This is a genomic window from Campylobacter volucris, from assembly GCF_008245045.1.
In the GTDB taxonomy this organism is placed as follows: domain Bacteria; phylum Campylobacterota; class Campylobacteria; order Campylobacterales; family Campylobacteraceae; genus Campylobacter_D; species Campylobacter_D volucris.
In genome coordinates, this window is sequence record NZ_CP043428.1 from 1,271,090 (window position 1) to 1,289,818 (window position 18,729).

Genomic DNA, 18,729 nt, shown 5'->3' on the forward strand with positions numbered 1-18,729 from the left:
TATAGCATGAAATTAGAATCTTTAAGTCCTGATAATCTTACAGCTGTTTTTTTATCTTTAGGAATTTTATTATTAAGTGCTTTTTTGTTTGGAAAAATATTTACTTTATTAAAAGCTCCTAAAGTTATAGGAGAAATTCTTGGTGGATTTATTTTAGGTGCTAGTGGGCTTTATTTGATAATGCCTGATGTTGTAAGTGGAATTTTTTTAAATTTTCAAGAGCAAGGTAAAATCTTAAATACCTTTTATCAATTAGGTCTTATATTTTTAATGTTTATAGCTGGTTTTAATACACAAATTAATTTTGAAAAACAAAATATTAAAATTATCTCTACCTTGTTTTTAGGGGCAACCTTCATACCAATATTTTTTGGATATTTTTTTATTGATTATTTTAAAGAAAGCTTTATAGGTGAAAAAGGCAATGATTTATCATTTAGTTTAGTATTTTTAATAGCCATTGCTGTTACATCTATTCCTGTAATTTCTAAGATTTTTTTTGATATAGGTATTATTAAAACAAGATTTGCTAGTGTTGTGCTAACTACTTCTACTATACAAGATTTGTTTTTATGGATTTTATTAAATGTTGCGATTAATACTTCACACACTAGCTCTTTTTCTATAGAAAATAATTTATTGACAGCATTTGTTACGGTGTTGTTATTTATATTTGTAAAATTACTTGCCAATATTGTCAGTAAATTTTATTTTTCATTAACTTCTATAGATTTTTTTACCTTATCTTTTATTTTATTGTTTTTAAGCATAGGCTTGTTAAATACTTTACACATCAATCCTATGTATACATCCTTTTTGGTTGGATTTTTAATTAAAAATATTTTACAAAACAATCAAGAATTAAAAGAAAAAATCATTAGTATTTCTGATTTTTCTTTTTCATGTTTTATACCTATATATTTTGCATTAATTGGCATACAATTAAATGTAATCCATGAGTTTTCATTTATAATGTTTATTGCTTTTTGTGTGTTAGCGTGTGTGTTTGAATTTTTAGGTTGCTATATAGCTTTGTTAAGTTTAAAAATTTCTAATATCTCAAGAATTAATTTTGCCATCAGCATGAATGCAAGAGGAGGTCCAGGTATAGTCTTAGCTAGTGTTGCATTTTATTATCAAATAATAAATACTAGCTTTTTTACCACTTTAATATTAACTACTTTACTTTCTTCGATGATAGCAGGTTATTGGCTAAGATACCAAAAAAACAAAAACGAAGAAGTATTTCATAAATTTTGATATAATCTCTCTTTAAATTTTTAGAGAGATTAATGGAATTTTTTAAATTGTTAATCACATCATCTTTATTTTTAACAATTTCTAAGATATAAGCTACAATATCGTCTAAATCTTTTTCATTAATATTTTTTAATTCAAAATTAGGTTTAAAATCATCTGGTGTGCTTGAAAATATTATTTACTATTTTAAATTATTTCCAAAACAAATTTATCATCTTTATCCTTAAAAGTAAAAACTTTGTTTTTACAAGGATAACTTATACTATCTTCTTTCATGCTAAAGGTTTTATCTTTTAATTTTTCAAGCATTTTTGGTAGTTCTTTATTAAATAAAGCTTTAACAGAAATTCCGCAACCATGATTTAAATTTTTAATATATCTTCCATCTATATCTTTTTCTTCTATTAAATGAAATGTTACATCATATCCTAGTGTTTGAATAAAATTCATCAATTGCGTTTTATACTCATAAGATGTCAATACATCAGCAGAGCTATGATAACTCACATAAATAATATTTTTATTTTTTTGAGCTTGTAAGATTAAATGATCTTTGTTTAACAAAGTTCTTATTAAAAAATTCTCATCTTTAAAGCAATATAAAGAACTTTTATCAGCAGTCCAATGGGTTTTTAAAAAAATTCCCACTTGATAATTCTTTAAATTATAATACATATCAGGGGCATTAAAATCTTTTCCTATAATATAGCGTAAAAGCAACATTGCTTCACCTGAGTTATCAATAACACCATCTATATACCAAGGAGCTATCTTAGCTATTAATAATGCAAGATATCCACCATAAGAACGACCTCCATAAATTTTAGGTAAATTTGAAATTTTACCCCCCCCCTTCATATCTTCAAAATTATGCATTAAATGTTTTAAAGCATTTATAACATCAATTGCTGCCATAATGCCATAGTTTTGATATTCATTATTTGCTGGCAACATAGTTGAAGTAAAATAAAACTTATAATTTTCATTCAAAATATTCTTTGCTTTATATGTATCGATCATAGAATCTACATTAGCTATGTAATTATTAATATTTTCAAGATTAAGTGCATTTGTATCAATGTTGATTTTCTTTAAAGAATCTCTTAAATGATTCAAATTTTGCTCATCATACGAAAAAGTTGCACTATATTTTTTATCTTTTTCATTAATTCTACAACTAAAACAATGATACAAAACACTTACAGCAACAACATCAAATTTTTGTGCAATAAATTGTCTAGTAAAGTCAATTACCGATAAATCAACATTTGCCCCATAACCATCTAAAATGAAAACTATAGCTTTCATTTCTTTACTATCATCATAAGTGATTCTATACTCTAATTTAGATTCTCTTTTTATATTTAATTCTACATCATTGCAAGAGTCTATAAAATATGTTTTATTAATGAGCATTTTACTTCTTTTGTTTTAATTTATACTGCATTATACTTTTTTATTTGTAAATTTAAAACAATAAAAAGCTAAATTAAAAAAATATTCCTTAATTTAATAAAAATATACTTTAATTCTTTTACATGCCATTATCTATTTTCTCACTTTTTTAAATCTTTCACTAACTTCTAAACTTTCTACTATATCAACTTTTGTTGGAATTTTATATGAAGCTAATTTATCTTTGCAAAAGAGTCTAATTTCTTTTTTAAGCTCTAAAGAATTTATATTTTTTTCTTTAGTTAAAACAACCTTTAAGCATACACTTTGTCCAGTTAGTGGATTACTTTGTCCATATACTAAACAATCTTGTATGAAAGGAATTTGAAAAATAATACCTTCAACTTCTTGAGGTAAAACTTTTTCTCCACCAACATTTATAATTTCTTTGTTTCTTCCTACAATTTTAATATATTCTTCACCATTTTCATTTATTACTTCAACTAAATCTCCGCTAGCAAAATATCCATCATCTGTAAAAACAGAATTATCAGCATTTAAATAACCCAAACTTTGAGTATTGCTTTTAAGATATAATTCACCTTCTATGATTTTATATTCAACATTTTCTAATTTAATAAAATCTTTATAGCTTTTAGTTTGAGTTATACCAACTTCACTAGTGCCAAATGTTTGATGAAATTTTACTTTTGGAAATTCTTGTTTTAATTTATCAAGTAATGTCTCTGGCATTTTTTCTGTTCCATAAGTAATCAATCTTAAAGAACTAAAATCATAATTATTCATAACATTAAAAGCTAGCATTAAACTTAATAAAGAAGGAGAAGCTGGTAATAACGATATCTTATATTTTTCTATATTTTCAGCTAAATATTCTACATTCTTTCTATCTTTAATAGCTACTCCGCAAGCATTCATACTAAGACAATTAAAAAGAGTATTTAATCCACCTATATGATCAAACATTAAAAAAAGCAAAATATTAATATTTTTTGTTTTTTTATTTAAATACGAAGATGTAATTTTATCTAAATCATGAATTATTGCTTTAGGTTTTCCAGTGCTTCCACTAGAAAATAAAATTAAACCTGGTTTATTTTCTTTAATTAATCTATCTACTAAAGGATGGTTTATGCTATCATCATTTTTTAAAATAATTTCTCCATTATTAAATACAAGATCGCATCTAACTTCTTTAAGTTTATTTTCTATTTCTTTTTTATCTACAAACGGTATTATTATTTTATTTAATTCTATACAAGCTAACAATAAACTTATACTTTCAAAATCGTAATCACCTATAATGCCGATTATATTAGCAGTAGTAGAATTTAATAAATTTATATTTTTAAGAACATTTTCACTTAATTGCGAATAAGTATATATAATATTTTCATAAATCAAAGCATTATTATCTTTATTTGAAAATATTTTTCTTAAAAAAATATTTTTAAAATTATGCATTTACTCCGCCTAAATATATTATTTGTCCTGTTATAAAATCACTTTTTTCATCTATAAAAAAATTAATTGTATTAACTACATCATTAAAATTTCCAAATCTTTTTATAGCTTGTTGATTTAACAAATCTTGTATTTTATTTTCTGGAACATTTTTTATCAAGTCAGTTGGAACTGGAGTTGGTCCTATAGCATTACAAGTTATTCCAAAAGAACTTAATTCTTTTGCACAAACTTGAGTTAAATTACAAATTGCTGCTTTAGATGCTGCATATATAGCTTCTCCTTCTAATCTTAAAGGTGCTGCTACTGTGCTAAAATTTACTATTCTATACGGCATAGAAATAGTTTCTTTTTTATAAGTTTGACTCATAATTTTAGCTACTTCTCTAATAAATAAAAAACTACCAAAAACATTTGTATTAAAAATATTTTGCAGAGTTTTTAGCGGCGTTGTTAATATATGATTCATAGAAGCAATACCAGCATTATTGATTAAAATATCTATTTTTCCAAATTCTTTTTTAATATTTCTAATCATATTTACTACAAGTTTTTCATCACAAACATCTAATTCAAAATGTCTATAATCTTTATGTTCTATACTAGATTTTCCTCTTGAACATCCACAAACTATATGATTATTATTTAAATAGTACTCACTAAGTTCTTTTCCTATGCCTTTTCTAGTTCCAGTAATTATAATTATTTTTTGCATTATTGTTCTTGTAATTTTTTTTCTATAAATTCAGCTAATGTTTTAACATCTTTAAATGGAGAATTTCTAGAACTCATCATTTTTTCATCCGCTAAAATAATCTCTTTATTAAACTCTTCGCTCAAAATACTTTCTAAATCAGATATTAAGCTAACTAAAGCTAGGGAATCTAAATACAATCTCGTTTCCAAATTTGCTGTTTTTAGTTGAGGAATTTCATCAGATAAATTATGTAAAGCCTTTAATATAATTCCTTCGATATTTTTCATTAGTAGTTACCCCTTAATATTTTTAATCAAATATAACATAAATTAGATTTTTATCTATTTAAGTCGCGCCAATTTTATTAAATTATTTATCACTACAAATATGATACAATAAAATACTGACTTAATTTATGGATATTAAAATATGAAAAATCTCTGCATTATTCCCGCTCGTGGTGGATCAAAAAGAATTCCAAAAAAAAATATCATTGATTTTTTAGGAAAACCTTTAATTTCTTATAGCATAGAAAGTGCTTTAAAAAGTGAAATTTTTGATGAAGTAATTGTTTCAAGCGATAATGATGAAATCATTAATATAGCTTTAAATTTTGGAGCAAAGGTTCCTTTTATACGCAAAAAAGACTTAAGCGATGATTATGCAAGTTCTACGGATGTTATCAAAGATGCCATTAAAACTTTAGAAAAACAAGATCAATTTTATGAAAATATTTGCTGTCTTTATGCTACTGCTCCTTTGATAAATGAAGATGTTTTAAAAAAAGCTTATTATGAATTTATAGAAGAAGATTGCAAGTTTTTATTTTCAGCATGCGAATTTGAATATCCTATCCAAAGAGGATTTTATCTTGATGAACAAAATCAAACTCATATGTTTAATGAAAAATATTATCACACTAGAAGCCAAGATTTAACAAAAGCTTACCATGATGGCGGGGCGTTTTATTTTGGAAAAAAAGAAGCTTGGCTTGGTGAAGATTTTATGTTTAAACCTTATTCTAAAGCATTTTTACTTCCAAGAAATCAAATTTGTGATATAGATACTCCTCAAGACTTAGAATTTGCCAAAATGCTTTATCAATTTAACAAAAAATAAAAAATTTGCATTTATTGAATTTCATTGTGTTTTAAATTATATTTTAATTCAAAAAATCTATAAACTAAATCAAATAAATATAAAAAACTAAGCAAATAACATATAAAAGAAAGTATATTAAAAATCAAACCAATACTAATTAATATTACCAACAAAGTAGCATCAACACCTAATAAAAAACCTCTATCTAAACAATATTTTTTAATACCAAAACGCTTTATATTTTTCACTTTTTTTAGATTTTTTAATATATAGTGTGGACAAATTGTTCGATGTAAATTCATACAAATAATAACAAGAATACACTCAAAAAAACTAATATAAGATGCTATATAAGAAATTATAAAAACACCATTAAAACCTATATGATCGACAACTTTATCCAAATAACTTCCAAATTGAGAACGCAAATCTTTAAATCTTGCTATCATTCCATCTAAACAATCTAAAATACAATAAATTAAATACAAAATTCCAGCCAAAACCGCAAAATGATTATAAATAGCAATAAAAGATATAATTATTAAAAATAAAGACATCAAAGTTACTTGATTTGGAGTTAATCCTGTTTTAGCAACTGGTATCAAAATATATTTTTGTAAAAATAAAACCCTTATGATATATTCTGTTGGATAATATGACATTTCAAGTCTTTGTCTTTTTTTTAATTTTTCATCTAAATTCATAAAAAACCTTCGATATAAATTTTAAAAATATAAGTATTGATTATACAATAAAATATTTTATATTAACTTAGCACTTAATTTATTGTATAATTTTGGAATAAAAAATAGAAATTCCGTTTTACTAAACTAAAACTATATTTAAACTTATTTAAAACATAGCAAAAACAAGGAGAAGATATGTTGCAAAAAAACATTGCAAGTATTAAAACAGGTTTAAATCAAACTCTTTCATCAATCTCTCATTCAAAATATAAAATTATCCAAGGCAATGATAATTTAGATATAAATCTACTAAATACCCAAGATAACACTTTAATATATAAAAATCCTTTGGAAGAATTAAATGCTATGTTAAAAATTTACAATGAAAAATATTGTTTATATCCTGTTTTATATTTTTATGGATTTGGAAACGGAATTTTATATAAAGCTCTTTTGCAAAATAAACGGCATAAAGTTATTATAGTATTTGAAAAAGATTTAGAAATAATCCATACTATGTTTAGTATAATTGATTTTAGCAAAGAATTGCAAGAATTTAGATTAGTAATTGCTGATACAAATTGTCTAAATATTCTTGATTATGAAATAATGTGTAGACAACAACCTATGCTAAATTTTGCAAGAACATATTTTTTAGAACTACATTCTAATTATTATGAAAGATATCATGATGATATTCTACAAGTTAATACAAATATGGCAGAATATTTAAAAAAAGCTGTTCTTAAATATGGAAATCTTCCACTTGATGCTCTTCAAGGCATAGAACAATTTACGCATAATCTTCCCAAAATGATATCCTGCCCAACTTATAAAGAGCTTTTGCGTAAAAGAAAAAATTCAAACGACACAGCTATAATAGTTTCTACAGGTCCAAGCTTAAGCAAACAACTTTCTTTATTAAAACGATATGCTAATAAAGCTACAATTTTTTGTGCAGATAGTGCTTATCCTATATTAGCTAAATACAATATAAAACCTGATTATGTATTATCCTTAGAAAGAGTAGCTTTAACTAGCGAATTTTTCAATAATGATTTTGGTGATTTTGATAAAGATATAATATTTATCCTTAAATCATATATATATAAAAATACAATTAAATATTTAGAAAAAAATAATAGAAAATATATGTTAATCTCTTCCACTGATGCAAAATTTATTTTTTTTACACAGCTACATAATTATGGCTATCTTGCAACAGGATGCAGTGTAGCTAATATGGGGACTAATTTAGCATTTGAACTTGGACATAAAAATATAATTTTAATTGGACAGGACTTAGCATATAGCAATGATGGCATTTCGCATTCAAATGAATACACTTATTTAACCGATGCTTATAAAGATAATAAAATTTATAAAAGAGACTATGGAAAATATGAATGTATTGCTTATGGAGGAGAAGGAAAGGTGCAAAGTTCTTTTGTATGGACCTTATTTCGGCAAACTTTTGAAAGTGATATTGCATTATTTAAACATTACGATACCACTGTCTATAATTGCACCGAAGGTGGAGCTAGAATTACAGGAGCTATAGAAAAACCTTTTAAAGAAATTTGTGAAAAATTACTAGCAAAAAAATCTGAAAAAAAATTCGCCAATTTAGAAAATTTATCTTTAAACAAACAAAATGAATTAATGCTCAAAGCTTATACAAAAATTAAAAAAAGTATTGTACATTGCCAAGAATTAACTAAAACTTTTCAAGAATATTTATCAAATTTAAATGAAAATTGTCAAAATATTTGCTCTCAAAAAGATTTAAATTATATTATAAATTTTATAGATGAGATTAAAAAAGAAATTGAAGATACAAAAAATATTAACGAGTTATATGAAGTATTAAACCCTCTGCTAATACAATTTGAGCTCAATCTTGCCAGAATTTATGTACTCAATCCTATAAATGAAGATGATATTTATAATAAATCTTTATTATGGATTAAAGAGCACATAAGTTGGCTTGAATTGATTATTGCACATATAAAAGCACAAGAAAAAGCTTTAAATGATAATATAATTCCATTAAAAGAAGCCATTATACAAAGAGGATATAAACACAAGATAAAATGAAAGTTCTTTTTAGAAGTGATAGTTCAAACGATATAGGGCATGGGCATATCAAAAGAGATTTAGTCTTAGCAAAGCAATATGAAGATGTTAGCTTTGCATGTTTAGCACTAGAAGGCTCACTTATAGATGAAATTACCTATCCTGTATATGAGCTTACAAGTGCAAGTATTTATGAGCTTATCAATTTAATCAAAAAAGAAAAATTTGATCTTTTAATCATCGATCATTATGATATAAACTATGAAGATGAAAAACTAATCAAACTTGAAACAGGAGTGAAAATCCTAAGCTTTGATGATGATATTAAAGAACATTTTTGTGATATTTTACTAAATGTCAATGCATATGCAAAAGCAAGTGATTATGCGGGGTTAGTTCCTCAATACTGCGAGCTTAGATGTGGGTTTTCTTATGCTTTAATCAGAGATGAATTCTATGAAGAAAGCAAAATAAAAAGAGAAAAAATTTATGATTTTTTAATCTGCATAGGCGGAGTTGATAGTAAGAATTTATCTACTAATATAGCTTTGTCTTTACCTAAAAATAAACAAATTCTTATCATTACCACCAAAGCAAATAAACATTTAAAAAAATTAAAAAAAATAAGTGATGAAAACTCACATATAATACTCATAATTGATGCTTTAAATTTGGCACAATTAATGAATGAGAGCAAAAAGCTTATAATTAGTGCTAGTTCTTTAGTCAATGAAGCTTTGGTTTTAAAAGCAAATTTTAAAGCCATTGCTTATGCTAAAAACCAAGAAAGATTAGCTATTTGGTTAGCTCAAAAAGGATATGAAGTTGAATTTAACGCTTAAAAATTTCACTAATTTAAATGATTTTGAAAAAGAATTTATCTTACGACATAGAAACGATCCAAGCATAGCTAAATTCATGAAAACTAATTATATTAGCCATGAAGAGCATTTAAATTTTATACAAAATTTAAAAAATGATTGTACTAAAAGATATTTTTTAGTTTATGAAAACGATCAAGCAATAGGTGTGATTGATTTTATAAATATCACTATAACTTCTTGCGAATTTGGGTTATATGGCATTAAAAAAGGTGTTGGGAATTTATTAATGGAAGAAATTAAAAATTATGCTTTTAATGTTTTAAAAGTAAAAATCTTAAAAGCTTGTGTTTTTAAAGAAAACACTAAAGCTTTAAATTTGTATTTAAAACACTCTCCTGTTATAATTAAAAAGTCTAAAAAAATGTATTATTTAGAATACATACAAAAATTAATTGTTGCAAAATTATCTTCTATTAATTTTTCTTGGAAAGATGAATTAATTAGCTATACGATAAAGAATAGAGATATTATTTTAAATTTTAACTATAATGAAAAAATTATTCTTAAAAATTTTGCCAATCTCAATCACAAAGAAAAAGAAAAAATTAGACTATATAGAAATCATTTTGAAATAAAAAAGTATCTCTATCATAGACATTATATCAGCAAATACGAACATAAAAATTTTATAAATAATTTAAGAAAAATTACACAAAAAAGCTATTATTGTGTGATTTATAATAATAAAATTCTTGGAAGTATTAATTTTGAAAAAAAATCTAAAGACATTATTGAATTTGGTTTTTATGCGAACCCTTTTTCTAAAATTTTAGGATTAGGTAGAATATTAGAGCATATCAGCATATTTTATGCTTTTAAAATACAAAATTGTGATATTTTGCAACTTGAAGTATTTGAAGACAATATGCAAATCATTGGTCTTCACAAAATATTTAATTTTGAAACAACTTCATCATTTACATTTCAAAATAAATCTGTCTTAAAAATGCAACTAAACAATCCTAACAGGGATATTATTAGCTAAAAGTTCATTTTTAATGTCATTTGGAGTGTATTGACTAAAATGAAATATATAAGCTCCAGCTAAAGCATTTGCTCCTTTTTTTATAGCTTCTACCCCATCACTTGGTTTGCTAAGTCCTCCATTGATAATAAGAGGAATTTTTAATTTATCACAAAACATATCTAAAAGTTCTAAATCGTACCCGCTATTGCTTCCTTCTTTATCAATGCTAGTTAAAAGTATCTCTCCTGCTCCTAAGTCTTGGTATTTTAAAGCAAGATCTAAAGGATTAATATCAAATACTTTTTCATTAAAAACCTTAAATTCACCATTGACTTTTTTTACATCAATAGAACAAACCACACACGAACTTCCAAAAGCATTTGCAGCATCTTTGATAAAATTTACATTTACAAGAGCTGTCGAATTGATGCTAATTTTATCAGCACCTATATTTAAAACCTTTCTAATATCATCTAATGTTTTTATACCACCTCCTATAGTAAGAGGCATAAAACACTCATTGGCTATGTCTTCTAAGCTCTCAAGATCCATTTTTTTATCTATATCCAAAACTATAAGCTCATCTACATTTCTAGCATTATAAATTTTAGCACTTGTTTTGATATGTCCTATAGTTCTAAATGAAGCAAAACTTATACTTTTAACCAGCTGAGCATCTTTTAATAACACACAAGGAATAATTCTAGTTTTTAACATACAATAAACCTACAAATTTGCAAAATTTTCTAAAAGCTTTAAGCCTACATTTTGACTTTTTTCAGGGTGAAATTGCACAGCATATATATTTTCTTTTTCAAAAGAAGCACAAAAAGATATTTCATAATCACACATAGAAGTTTGTATATTTTCAAAACATTCAACAAAATAAGAATGCACAAAGTAAAAATCACTATTTTCTTTTATATCTTTAAAAATTTTACTTTCATTTTTATAATAAATATTATCCCATCCACTATGAAGTATTTTTTCTTTTTTTAAATCAAACTGCAAAACTTCACCATCAATAAAGCTTAATCCTTGGCTACCACCACCTTCGCGACCATATTTACAAAAAAGTTGCATACCAAGACAAATTCCTAAAATAGGCTTTTTATTGACTAAAATTTCTTCTTTTAAAACTTCATCTAAATGCAAAATTTTTAAATTTTGCATTCCTTGGTAAAAAGATCCAACCCCAGGCAATACAAGCTTAGAAGATTTTTTAACATCATTTTCGTTTTTTACTATAAAAACATTTTGATTAAGCGCTTCAAAAGCTTTAATAATAGATCTTAAATTTCCTAAATTATAATCAATTACACCAATCATCTTAAAATGTATTCTTCATTTTTTATTAAAGATCCATCGCAATCTCTTAAAAATTTACCATTTTCATCGCGTTTAAAAATTTTTTTATTTGTGAAACTATCTACTATTTTTTCAAATTCTTCTTTACTAAAACCACTAAATTTTAAGTATTTTTTTATAGCTTTTTTTGGAGGTTTTCCATCATATTTTTGCACCAAACGCACACCTTCTTCGCGGTTTATATAACCAAGTCTTATATCTAAGCATGCATTATCAGTAGCTCTTCCAAAGCCGTATTTGCAGTATTTTAAATAATCATGTAAATGATTAGAATAACAATCTAAATTTTCAAAATTTTCATAAGTAGTTTCAACTGGTTTTGTGCTTGTTTTAAAACCATTTTCTTTTGAAATTTTAAGATTATTTTTATAATCCCATTTAAAATAATATCCCAAAAATAAACCAGTTACTCCTACTTTTTGCAATTCTTCATCACTTGGATAAGTATAAAAATACACATCTTTTTGGCTTATGCCATTAACTCCTATCATATCAGAGATTCTATTACCTAATAATCCTCCAAATTCTTCAAGCCATTTTCTACCAAGTGTATTTTCTGTTTTTGAGCTAGCAGGGCCGCCGTATTCTATTTGAGGACTTTCTCCCCATATGATTAATGGTATATTAAAATTTACAGCTATTTTTGGAACACTTGTAAAAATACCCAAATGGTTTTGCCATTCGTTATCGCCAGTTCTTTCAAAAGCTTCTCTTGCAAGAGTTTTGTAAATTTTTGGATTTGGTTTAATATGTATAAGATCTACTCCTAGTTTATTTAAATTTTTTAGATTTTTGCGACCTATTTTTGTAGGAATACTTGGTTCAAAACAAACACAAAGCGGATTAAGTCCAAGTTCTAAACATTTTATAACTTGAAAAGTAGAATCTTTCCCGCCACTAACTCCTATAACACAATCATAAACAGGATGAGTTTTGTATTTTTTAACAAGTTCTAAAAATTCTTTTTCTCGCTCTTGCCAATTTATATTTTTATCTTTATCAACTTGTGAATTGCAAGCATCACAAATTCCATTTTCATCAAAATGTAAATCAGGTTTGGTATCTGGCATAACGCATTTTTTACAAAATTTCATTTATTCTCCAAAAAAATATAATATAAAATCAAATCGACTATGATTATATTTTCTAAAGCTAAATAAATTTTATTTTGTTACAATATTTTTATATAAAGGCTTGAAATGGATTTATTTTTTTTACCTTATTTAATCATAGGAATTTTTTCTGGAATGGCTTCTGGAATTTTTGGTATAGGTGGTGGAATGATCATAGTACCATTTATGCTCTCACTTGGACTTAGCTCCCATCATGCAATAGCAATTTCAGTAGTTCAAATGATTTTTGCGTCTGTATTTGGATCTTATTTAAATTATAAAAAGAAAAATTTAATCTTAAAAGATGGCTTGTTGATAGGACTTGGTGGTTTTATAGGAGCTATATTTAGTGGGATTTTGCTAACTTATTTTTCAGATATTACTCTAACAAGCGTTTTTTTATGCGTAAGCATTATCTTTTTTTTAAAATTTGCATTCAATCAAAAAAGCAATATTAAAGATGTAAATCATTCTAAAATTTTAAAAAATTTGATCTTAGTTATATGTGGCATTTTTACAGGAATTTTTGCTATATCATTAGGTATTGGTGGTGGATTGCTAATTACTCCAATATTGGCTTATTTTTTAGGTTATGACACTAAAAAAGTAGTTCCATTAAGCTTGTTTTTTGTGATTTTTGCTTCTATTTCTGGAGTTAGCTCTTTTGTTTATAATGATATTATTGATAAAGAAATATTACAAATTGGAATTTTGGTAGGCACTAGCTCTATGTTTGGAGTATTTTTAGGTATTAAAATCATAGAAAAAATTAATCTTAAATACCATCGCATTGCGCTTTTAAGCGTTTATATGCTTTCTATAAGCATGACTATAATTAGTTTATTAAAAAAGCTAAATTTATTTTAATCTATCTGCAAATTTTTGTCTATTAGAAGTATAAACAAAACTCAATACTTCAGCCACAGCTTTAAAAAGTTCAGGCGGTATAAGATCATTTACTTCACAAGATTTATAAAGCTCTCTTGCCAAAGGTGGATTTTCATAAATCATAACATTATACTCATAAGCCATATCTTTAATACGCAACGCTAAAAAATCCACTCCTTTAGCTAAAACTTTTGGTGCTGATTCTTTAGAACTATCATAACGCAAAGCCACAGCATAATGAGTAGGATTGGTAATGACCACATCAGCACTTGCGACATCTTGTATCATTCTTCTTCTAGCTGCTTCCATTTGCAAACGACGAATTCGTCCTTTAATCAAAGGATCTCCTTCGGTTTGTTTGTATTCATCTTTGATTTCTTGCTTACTCATACGCAAATTTTTAAAATACTGATATCTAACCAATAAAATATCCAAAAATCCTATAATCAAAAATGCAATTATCACAACAACAGCTAAAATAATAGCCTTGTCTCTAAGCCATAAAAGTTGCGGATAAATTGTATAAAGTTCCACTCTAGGTAATTCTTGCATAAATTGAAGCAAAAAAACAAAAGCTATACCAAATACAACACCCACTTTTAATATAATTTTTACAGCTTCTATGATTTTTTTTAAAGAAAATAAATTTTTAAGTCCATTAATAGGATTAATTTTATTAAAATTTGGAGTTATAGGTTTAGTGGTAAATATAAAACCAAATTGCATTAAATTTCCAAGCACACCAGCTACCATAATAGTTAAAGTTATAGGCATAATCATAATAAACATTTCTATCATAGTTTTAATGATAATTTTTTGCAAAATTTTTAAATCTAACTCAATGCCTATAAAACTTTGATAAAATAAATACAAGCCACTTATGCGCTCACCCATAAACGGCATGGTAAATAAAACAACAACTACTGCTATAATTAGCACAGCTACAGCTGAAGCATCTTGACTTTTTGGGACATTTCCTTCTTGACGAGCATCTTCAATTTTCTTGGATGTGGGTTCTTCTGTTTTTTCTTGATCATCAGCTGCCATAAACTACCTTTATGATATTAATACTATATTCACAAACCATCAAACCAACACCCTACCAAATTCAATCCCATCTACTAAAAACTTAACAATTAATACAATTAAACCCATAATAGAATATATATATAAGTTTTAATTATAAATTTTATAAGTTTTACAAGTTTTAGTTTTAAAAAACTCTTAAGCTTATATTTTTAAGTCTATATATTATCTATATAGACTTAAATTATTATTTTATTATTTTGTAGTATTTAAAACTCTAGCTTACACTAAAACTTCTTTTTCTTAGCATCTTCTAAGATATCATTAGCAATTTGATTAACATTTTCAGATATTGCAGCACTATCTTTAGCTATTTTAAGATTTTCTTGAGTTACATGATCAATTTGAGCTACAGCATCATTAATTTGAGTAATACCTGTAGTTTGTTCTTTAATACTTTCACCCATTTCATTAATAGATTGAACTAAGATATTAGTATTAGCTTCTATTTCACCTAAAGACTTTTGAGTTCTTTCAGCTAGGTTTCTAACTTCATCAGCAACAACAGCAAATCCACGACCATGTTCTCCAGCACGTGCTGCTTCAATTGCAGCATTTAATGCTAATAGATTGATTTGATCAGCAATATCTCCAATAATAGAAGTAACATTTTTAATCTCTTCACTTTGAGCAATTACTTCACTAGTTTTAGAAGAAACATTTTGCATAGAAGAAGTAATCTCTTCTAAAGCAGCAGCTGTTTCTTCTAAAGAAGAAGCTTGAGAAGATGAAGAATCAGTTAAGTCTTTTACTGCACTTTGTAATTTACCACTTTCAGTAGCAAGTAAATTAGCAAATTCAGAAGATTGTCTTAACATTTGTATGATTTCTTGTCCTAATACATTAGTAGTAATTTCTACTTCACCTTTAGCATCTTTTACTTCTGTAGTAAAGTCTAATGCTTTATAGCTATCAAATACACGATTAATTTCATTCATATTAGAACCAACTTTAGCTTGTAATACATTAAGCATATTGTTTAATACATTTTTTAATTCTACTAATTGAGGACTAGCAGGAATTGCTGTAATTCTTGCTGTTAGATTACCATGTTCTATTTCTTTAGCTGTTTCAACAGATTGTTCTACTGCTTTAGCATCTTGTTCTAAAGCATTTTTAGTTTTAGTGATGTTTTCATTAATAGCTTTAGCTATAGCTCCAAATTCGTCATTGGTTTTTATGATTAAATTGCTAGGTGCTTTAGAAATTTCATAATTTAAATATTTAAAGAAAGAAATCAAATGCATTAAAATTTGACTAATTTTACTAGTAATTGAAATTTTAATAAAATATAAAACTATAATTCCAATAAAAATTAAACTGATAATAGAAAAAACCACTATACTAAAAAGTAAAGTATAAAAAGGTTGATAGATACTCTCTTTTGGTGCTAAAGTTGCCATAGTAAAGTAAGTTTTAGTATTCCAAATTTTAAAAGGTTGCACTCCTGCTAAATACTCATATTCATTTTCTTGATAATCAAACACACCTCTTTTTGTATTTATAGAAGCATTTAAAATAGGTGTAATATCGAAATTTCCTATTTCTTTAATATTTTTTCCAACAAATTTTCTATCAGAATGAAATAAAATTAAACCATCTTGAGTCATGAGAAATTTTTTATCATTTTCAAAAATACTTCTTCTTGGATGCAACAAATCTTCTGCCAAAGCATTAATATTATATAAAATACCAATAGCACCTTGATATTTTTTATTTTTATCATATATAGGAAATGAAAAATTTATAGTAAAAATATTTTGATTGTTTATACTCAAAACAATTGGATTTGAAATATTCATTTTTTCGGCATCTTTAGATAAAATGCTGTTTAAAATATTTTGTTTTAACGCCACAGGCATAGTAAAACTTTTATTATCTTGTGCAATTATAGAATAATCTTCCAATATAATATAAGCATAAGATACAAAAGAAGATGTGCTTGATAAATTCTGCACAATATCTAAAGCTTGATTTTTTAAATTTATAGAGTCTTCTTTAATGATAGAATTTACATTTTTACTAGTAAAATCCAAAGCAGATGAAACTTGATTAAAAAAATTTTCTAATTTATTAACATTTCTAGCACCTGCATTTGAAACAAGTTTATAAGCTTCATTGTTTAAAGTTGTATAAGATTGGTAGCTAATTAAAGCAGTTAGGGTTGAGATCGCAAAAAGCACCACAAAGAAAACGATTAAAACAATTTTTGTTCCTATTTTTAAATTATTCAACATATTTTACCTCCCATTTTTTAAATAATTTAAATTTTTCTTAAATCATTACTATAATTTTAAAATATTTATCTATGATAAAAATGATCATCTATAAGATATTCATTACTAACATTGATTTATCCAAAAAATTTTTATTTAATATTATGTAGTAAAAATTTAAAAAATACTAAGTATATTTTCTTTTAATAAATAAAAATAAAATAATTTATCAATATATAACAATATACAAATATATTATTATTTTAATGCAAGAAAAAATAAGATTGAAGTTGGTATATATAATTATTTAAAAAAGGTAAACAAAGAAAAACATAAAAAATTAGTTTTTCTTTGTTAATTTTTAATTTATAGTTTTCCTTCATTTTTGCTTAGATAGTCAGCAACACCTTTAGGATCAGCTTTCATACCTTCATCGCCTTTATTCCATCCTGCAGGGCATACCTCTCCATGTTCATTTGTAAACAACATTGTATCTACCATTCTAATCATTTCATCAATATTTCTTCCAAGAGGTAAATCATTTATAACCGCATGACGAATAGTTCCATCAGCATCTAATAAGAATGAGCCTCTTAGAGCTACTGCTTCACCAAATAATACATCAAAATTTCTAGCAATTTGTTTTGTTAAATCTGCAACTAAAGGAAATTTCACTTGACCTATACCACCTTGATTTACTGGCATATTTTTCCATGCAAAATGTGAAAATTCATTATCGCAAGAAACACCAATTACTTCTATACCTCTATCTTTAAAATCTTGGTATCTTTTATCAAAAGCAATAATTTCAGATGGACAAACAAAAGTAAAATCTTTTGGATAGAAAAATACTACCGCACCTTTTGGACCAATGTTTTTATAAAGATTAAAATCTTCAACTATTTGATTATTACCTAATACAGCTGGTGCTGTAAAATCTATAGCTTTTTTAGTAACTATCATTGTTTATCTCCTAATTAATAAATTTTATTTGTAACAAAATAATATCATTTATAATTTTAAAAAAAAATAAATTGTGTAAAAATACATCAATAATTGTGTAATTATCAAAATTAAAAGATTTTAAGAATAAAATTAAAACAATTTTGATAATCTTACAACGACTATTATTTTTTAAAGGAGATAAAATGGCGGTTAAAATTACTGATATTTGCATATCATGCGGATCCTGTATAGATGAGTGTCCAGTTAGCGCTATAGTTGATGATGCAAACAATCCAGAAGGTGAAGATAGATACTATGTATATGCTGATAAATGTGTTGAATGCGTAAGCTATAATGATCAACCAGCCTGTGCAAGTGCATGTCCAACTGATGGATGTATCGTTTGGAGTGATATTGCAAATGGACAACCAAGTCGCGATAATATCGGAAGCGATTTAAGAGATGGATCAACTCCTGTATTTGCTTAATCAAAATATATAAACGCTTTTTGCGTTTATATATTTAAAAATTAATTAAACTATTCTAACATTATTCTCAAATAA

At 25.6% G+C, this 18,729-nt stretch carries 16 protein-coding genes and 4 pseudogenes; 8 read left to right on the forward strand and 12 right to left on the reverse strand.

From position 1 onward, the window contains the following. Window positions 1–6 precede the first annotated feature (6 nt). Window positions 7–1,260, forward strand: coding sequence for a sodium/hydrogen exchanger family protein (locus CVOLT_RS06580; protein WP_039666006.1), 1,254 nt, complete (start codon window positions 7–9; stop codon window positions 1,258–1,260). A gap of 186 nt (window positions 1,261–1,446) precedes the next feature. On the opposite strand, the gene CVOLT_RS06585 is transcribed toward CVOLT_RS06580, so the two are convergent. From CVOLT_RS06585 to CVOLT_RS06600, 4 genes are all read right to left on the reverse strand, one after another. Next, a complete protein-coding gene (locus tag CVOLT_RS06585) occupies window positions 1,447–2,676 on the reverse strand; it encodes a DUF2920 family protein (RefSeq protein WP_039666007.1) in 1,230 nt (409 codons plus the stop codon). Between the two features lie 132 nt (window positions 2,677–2,808). Next, entirely contained in the window at window positions 2,809–4,140 is a 1,332-nt protein-coding gene (locus tag CVOLT_RS06590) for an ANL family adenylate-forming protein (protein WP_039665100.1), read from the reverse strand. Further along, the gene (locus CVOLT_RS06595) at window positions 4,133–4,855 is read right to left on the reverse strand and encodes an SDR family NAD(P)-dependent oxidoreductase (protein WP_039665101.1); all 723 of its coding nucleotides are present in this window, start codon (window positions 4,853–4,855) and stop codon (window positions 4,133–4,135) included. The genes CVOLT_RS06590 and CVOLT_RS06595 overlap by 8 nt, the downstream gene beginning before the upstream one ends. Then, the gene (locus CVOLT_RS06600) at window positions 4,855–5,124 is read right to left on the reverse strand and encodes a hypothetical protein (protein ID WP_039666008.1); all 270 of its coding nucleotides are present in this window, start codon (window positions 5,122–5,124) and stop codon (window positions 4,855–4,857) included. The genes CVOLT_RS06595 and CVOLT_RS06600 overlap by 1 nt, the downstream gene beginning before the upstream one ends. A 142-nt stretch (window positions 5,125–5,266) precedes the next feature. Here CVOLT_RS06600 and pseF point away from each other — a divergent pair, with 142 nt between their 5' ends. Continuing rightward, window positions 5,267–5,956 (forward strand): pseudaminic acid cytidylyltransferase, encoded by a 690-nt coding sequence (pseF, locus tag CVOLT_RS06605; RefSeq protein WP_039666009.1) that lies wholly within the window; start codon window positions 5,267–5,269, stop codon window positions 5,954–5,956. Between the two features lie 11 nt (window positions 5,957–5,967). Here the strand turns inward: pseF and CVOLT_RS06610 are convergent, their stop codons facing one another. Beyond that, the gene (locus CVOLT_RS06610) at window positions 5,968–6,642 is read right to left on the reverse strand and encodes a CDP-alcohol phosphatidyltransferase family protein (protein ID WP_052243192.1); all 675 of its coding nucleotides are present in this window, start codon (window positions 6,640–6,642) and stop codon (window positions 5,968–5,970) included. A 177-nt stretch (window positions 6,643–6,819) separates the two neighbouring features. Between CVOLT_RS06610 and CVOLT_RS06615 the strand changes: the two genes are divergently transcribed. From CVOLT_RS06615 to pseH (CVOLT_RS08270), 4 genes and pseudogenes are all read left to right on the forward strand, one after another. Then, window positions 6,820–8,721, forward strand: a complete 1,902-nt coding sequence (locus CVOLT_RS06615) for a motility associated factor glycosyltransferase family protein (protein WP_039666010.1) — start codon at window positions 6,820–6,822, stop codon at window positions 8,719–8,721. Beyond that, window positions 8,718–9,542 carry a UDP-2,4-diacetamido-2,4,6-trideoxy-beta-L-altropyranose hydrolase gene (gene pseG, locus CVOLT_RS06620; RefSeq protein WP_039666011.1) on the forward strand — a complete coding sequence of 275 codons (825 nt, stop codon included), beginning with the start codon at window positions 8,718–8,720 and terminating at the stop codon, window positions 9,540–9,542. Before CVOLT_RS06615 ends, pseG begins: the two co-directional genes overlap by 4 nt. Continuing rightward, window positions 9,520–9,957, forward strand: a pseudogene (pseH, locus tag CVOLT_RS08265) (UDP-4-amino-4,6-dideoxy-N-acetyl-beta-L-altrosamine N-acetyltransferase); the annotation flags it as partial. The gene pseG and the pseudogene pseH (CVOLT_RS08265), both read left to right, overlap by 23 nt. Before the next feature lie 144 nt (window positions 9,958–10,101). Continuing rightward, window positions 10,102–10,569: pseudogene (pseH, locus tag CVOLT_RS08270) on the forward strand (UDP-4-amino-4,6-dideoxy-N-acetyl-beta-L-altrosamine N-acetyltransferase); the annotation flags it as partial. Here pseH (CVOLT_RS08270) and hisF read toward each other — a convergent pair. From hisF to pseA, 3 genes are read right to left on the reverse strand one after another with little or no spacing between them, the layout of a single operon-like run. Next, complete coding sequence (gene hisF / locus CVOLT_RS06630; protein WP_039666012.1) at window positions 10,537–11,268, reverse strand: imidazole glycerol phosphate synthase subunit HisF; 732 nt, start codon at window positions 11,266–11,268, stop codon at window positions 10,537–10,539. The pseudogene pseH (CVOLT_RS08270) and the gene hisF overlap by 33 nt on opposite strands. A gap of 9 nt (window positions 11,269–11,277) precedes the next feature. After that, on the reverse strand, window positions 11,278–11,892 hold the full coding sequence (gene hisH, locus CVOLT_RS06635) for an imidazole glycerol phosphate synthase subunit HisH (protein WP_039666013.1): 615 nt from the start codon (window positions 11,890–11,892) through the stop codon (window positions 11,278–11,280). Further along, window positions 11,877–13,013: a pseudaminic acid biosynthesis protein PseA gene (gene pseA / locus CVOLT_RS06640; RefSeq protein WP_039666014.1), complete on the reverse strand. Its 1,137-nt coding sequence runs from the start codon at window positions 13,011–13,013 to the stop codon at window positions 11,877–11,879. Before pseA ends, hisH begins: the two co-directional genes overlap by 16 nt. Before the next feature lie 105 nt (window positions 13,014–13,118). Between pseA and CVOLT_RS06645 the strand changes: the two genes are divergently transcribed. Then, window positions 13,119–13,898 carry a sulfite exporter TauE/SafE family protein gene (locus tag CVOLT_RS06645; RefSeq protein ID WP_039666015.1) on the forward strand — a complete coding sequence of 260 codons (780 nt, stop codon included), beginning with the start codon at window positions 13,119–13,121 and terminating at the stop codon, window positions 13,896–13,898. Here the strand turns inward: CVOLT_RS06645 and flhB are convergent. The 4 genes and pseudogenes from flhB to CVOLT_RS06660 all read right to left on the reverse strand — a co-directional run bounded on the left by flhB (window position 13,890) and on the right by CVOLT_RS06660 (window position 18,184). Further along, window positions 13,890–14,966 (reverse strand): flagellar biosynthesis protein FlhB, encoded by a 1,077-nt coding sequence (gene flhB / locus CVOLT_RS06650; RefSeq protein ID WP_039666016.1) that lies wholly within the window; start codon window positions 14,964–14,966, stop codon window positions 13,890–13,892. The two genes, CVOLT_RS06645 and flhB, sit on opposite strands and share 9 nt — an antisense overlap. Before the next feature lie 266 nt (window positions 14,967–15,232). Continuing rightward, window positions 15,233–16,249 (reverse strand): annotated as a pseudogene (locus tag CVOLT_RS08275) (methyl-accepting chemotaxis protein); the annotation flags it as partial. A 132-nt stretch (window positions 16,250–16,381) separates the two neighbouring features. Then, window positions 16,382–17,242 (reverse strand): annotated as a pseudogene (locus CVOLT_RS08325) (cache domain-containing protein); the annotation flags it as partial. Window positions 17,243–17,587: 345 nt separating this feature from the next. Then, window positions 17,588–18,184: a peroxiredoxin gene (locus tag CVOLT_RS06660; protein WP_012662030.1), complete on the reverse strand. Its 597-nt coding sequence runs from the start codon at window positions 18,182–18,184 to the stop codon at window positions 17,588–17,590. Window positions 18,185–18,369: 185 nt separating this feature from the next. Between CVOLT_RS06660 and CVOLT_RS06665 the strand changes: the two genes are divergently transcribed. Next, window positions 18,370–18,654, forward strand: coding sequence for a ferredoxin, 4Fe-4S (locus CVOLT_RS06665; RefSeq protein WP_039666018.1), 285 nt, complete (start codon window positions 18,370–18,372; stop codon window positions 18,652–18,654). Window positions 18,655–18,729 lie beyond the last annotated feature (75 nt).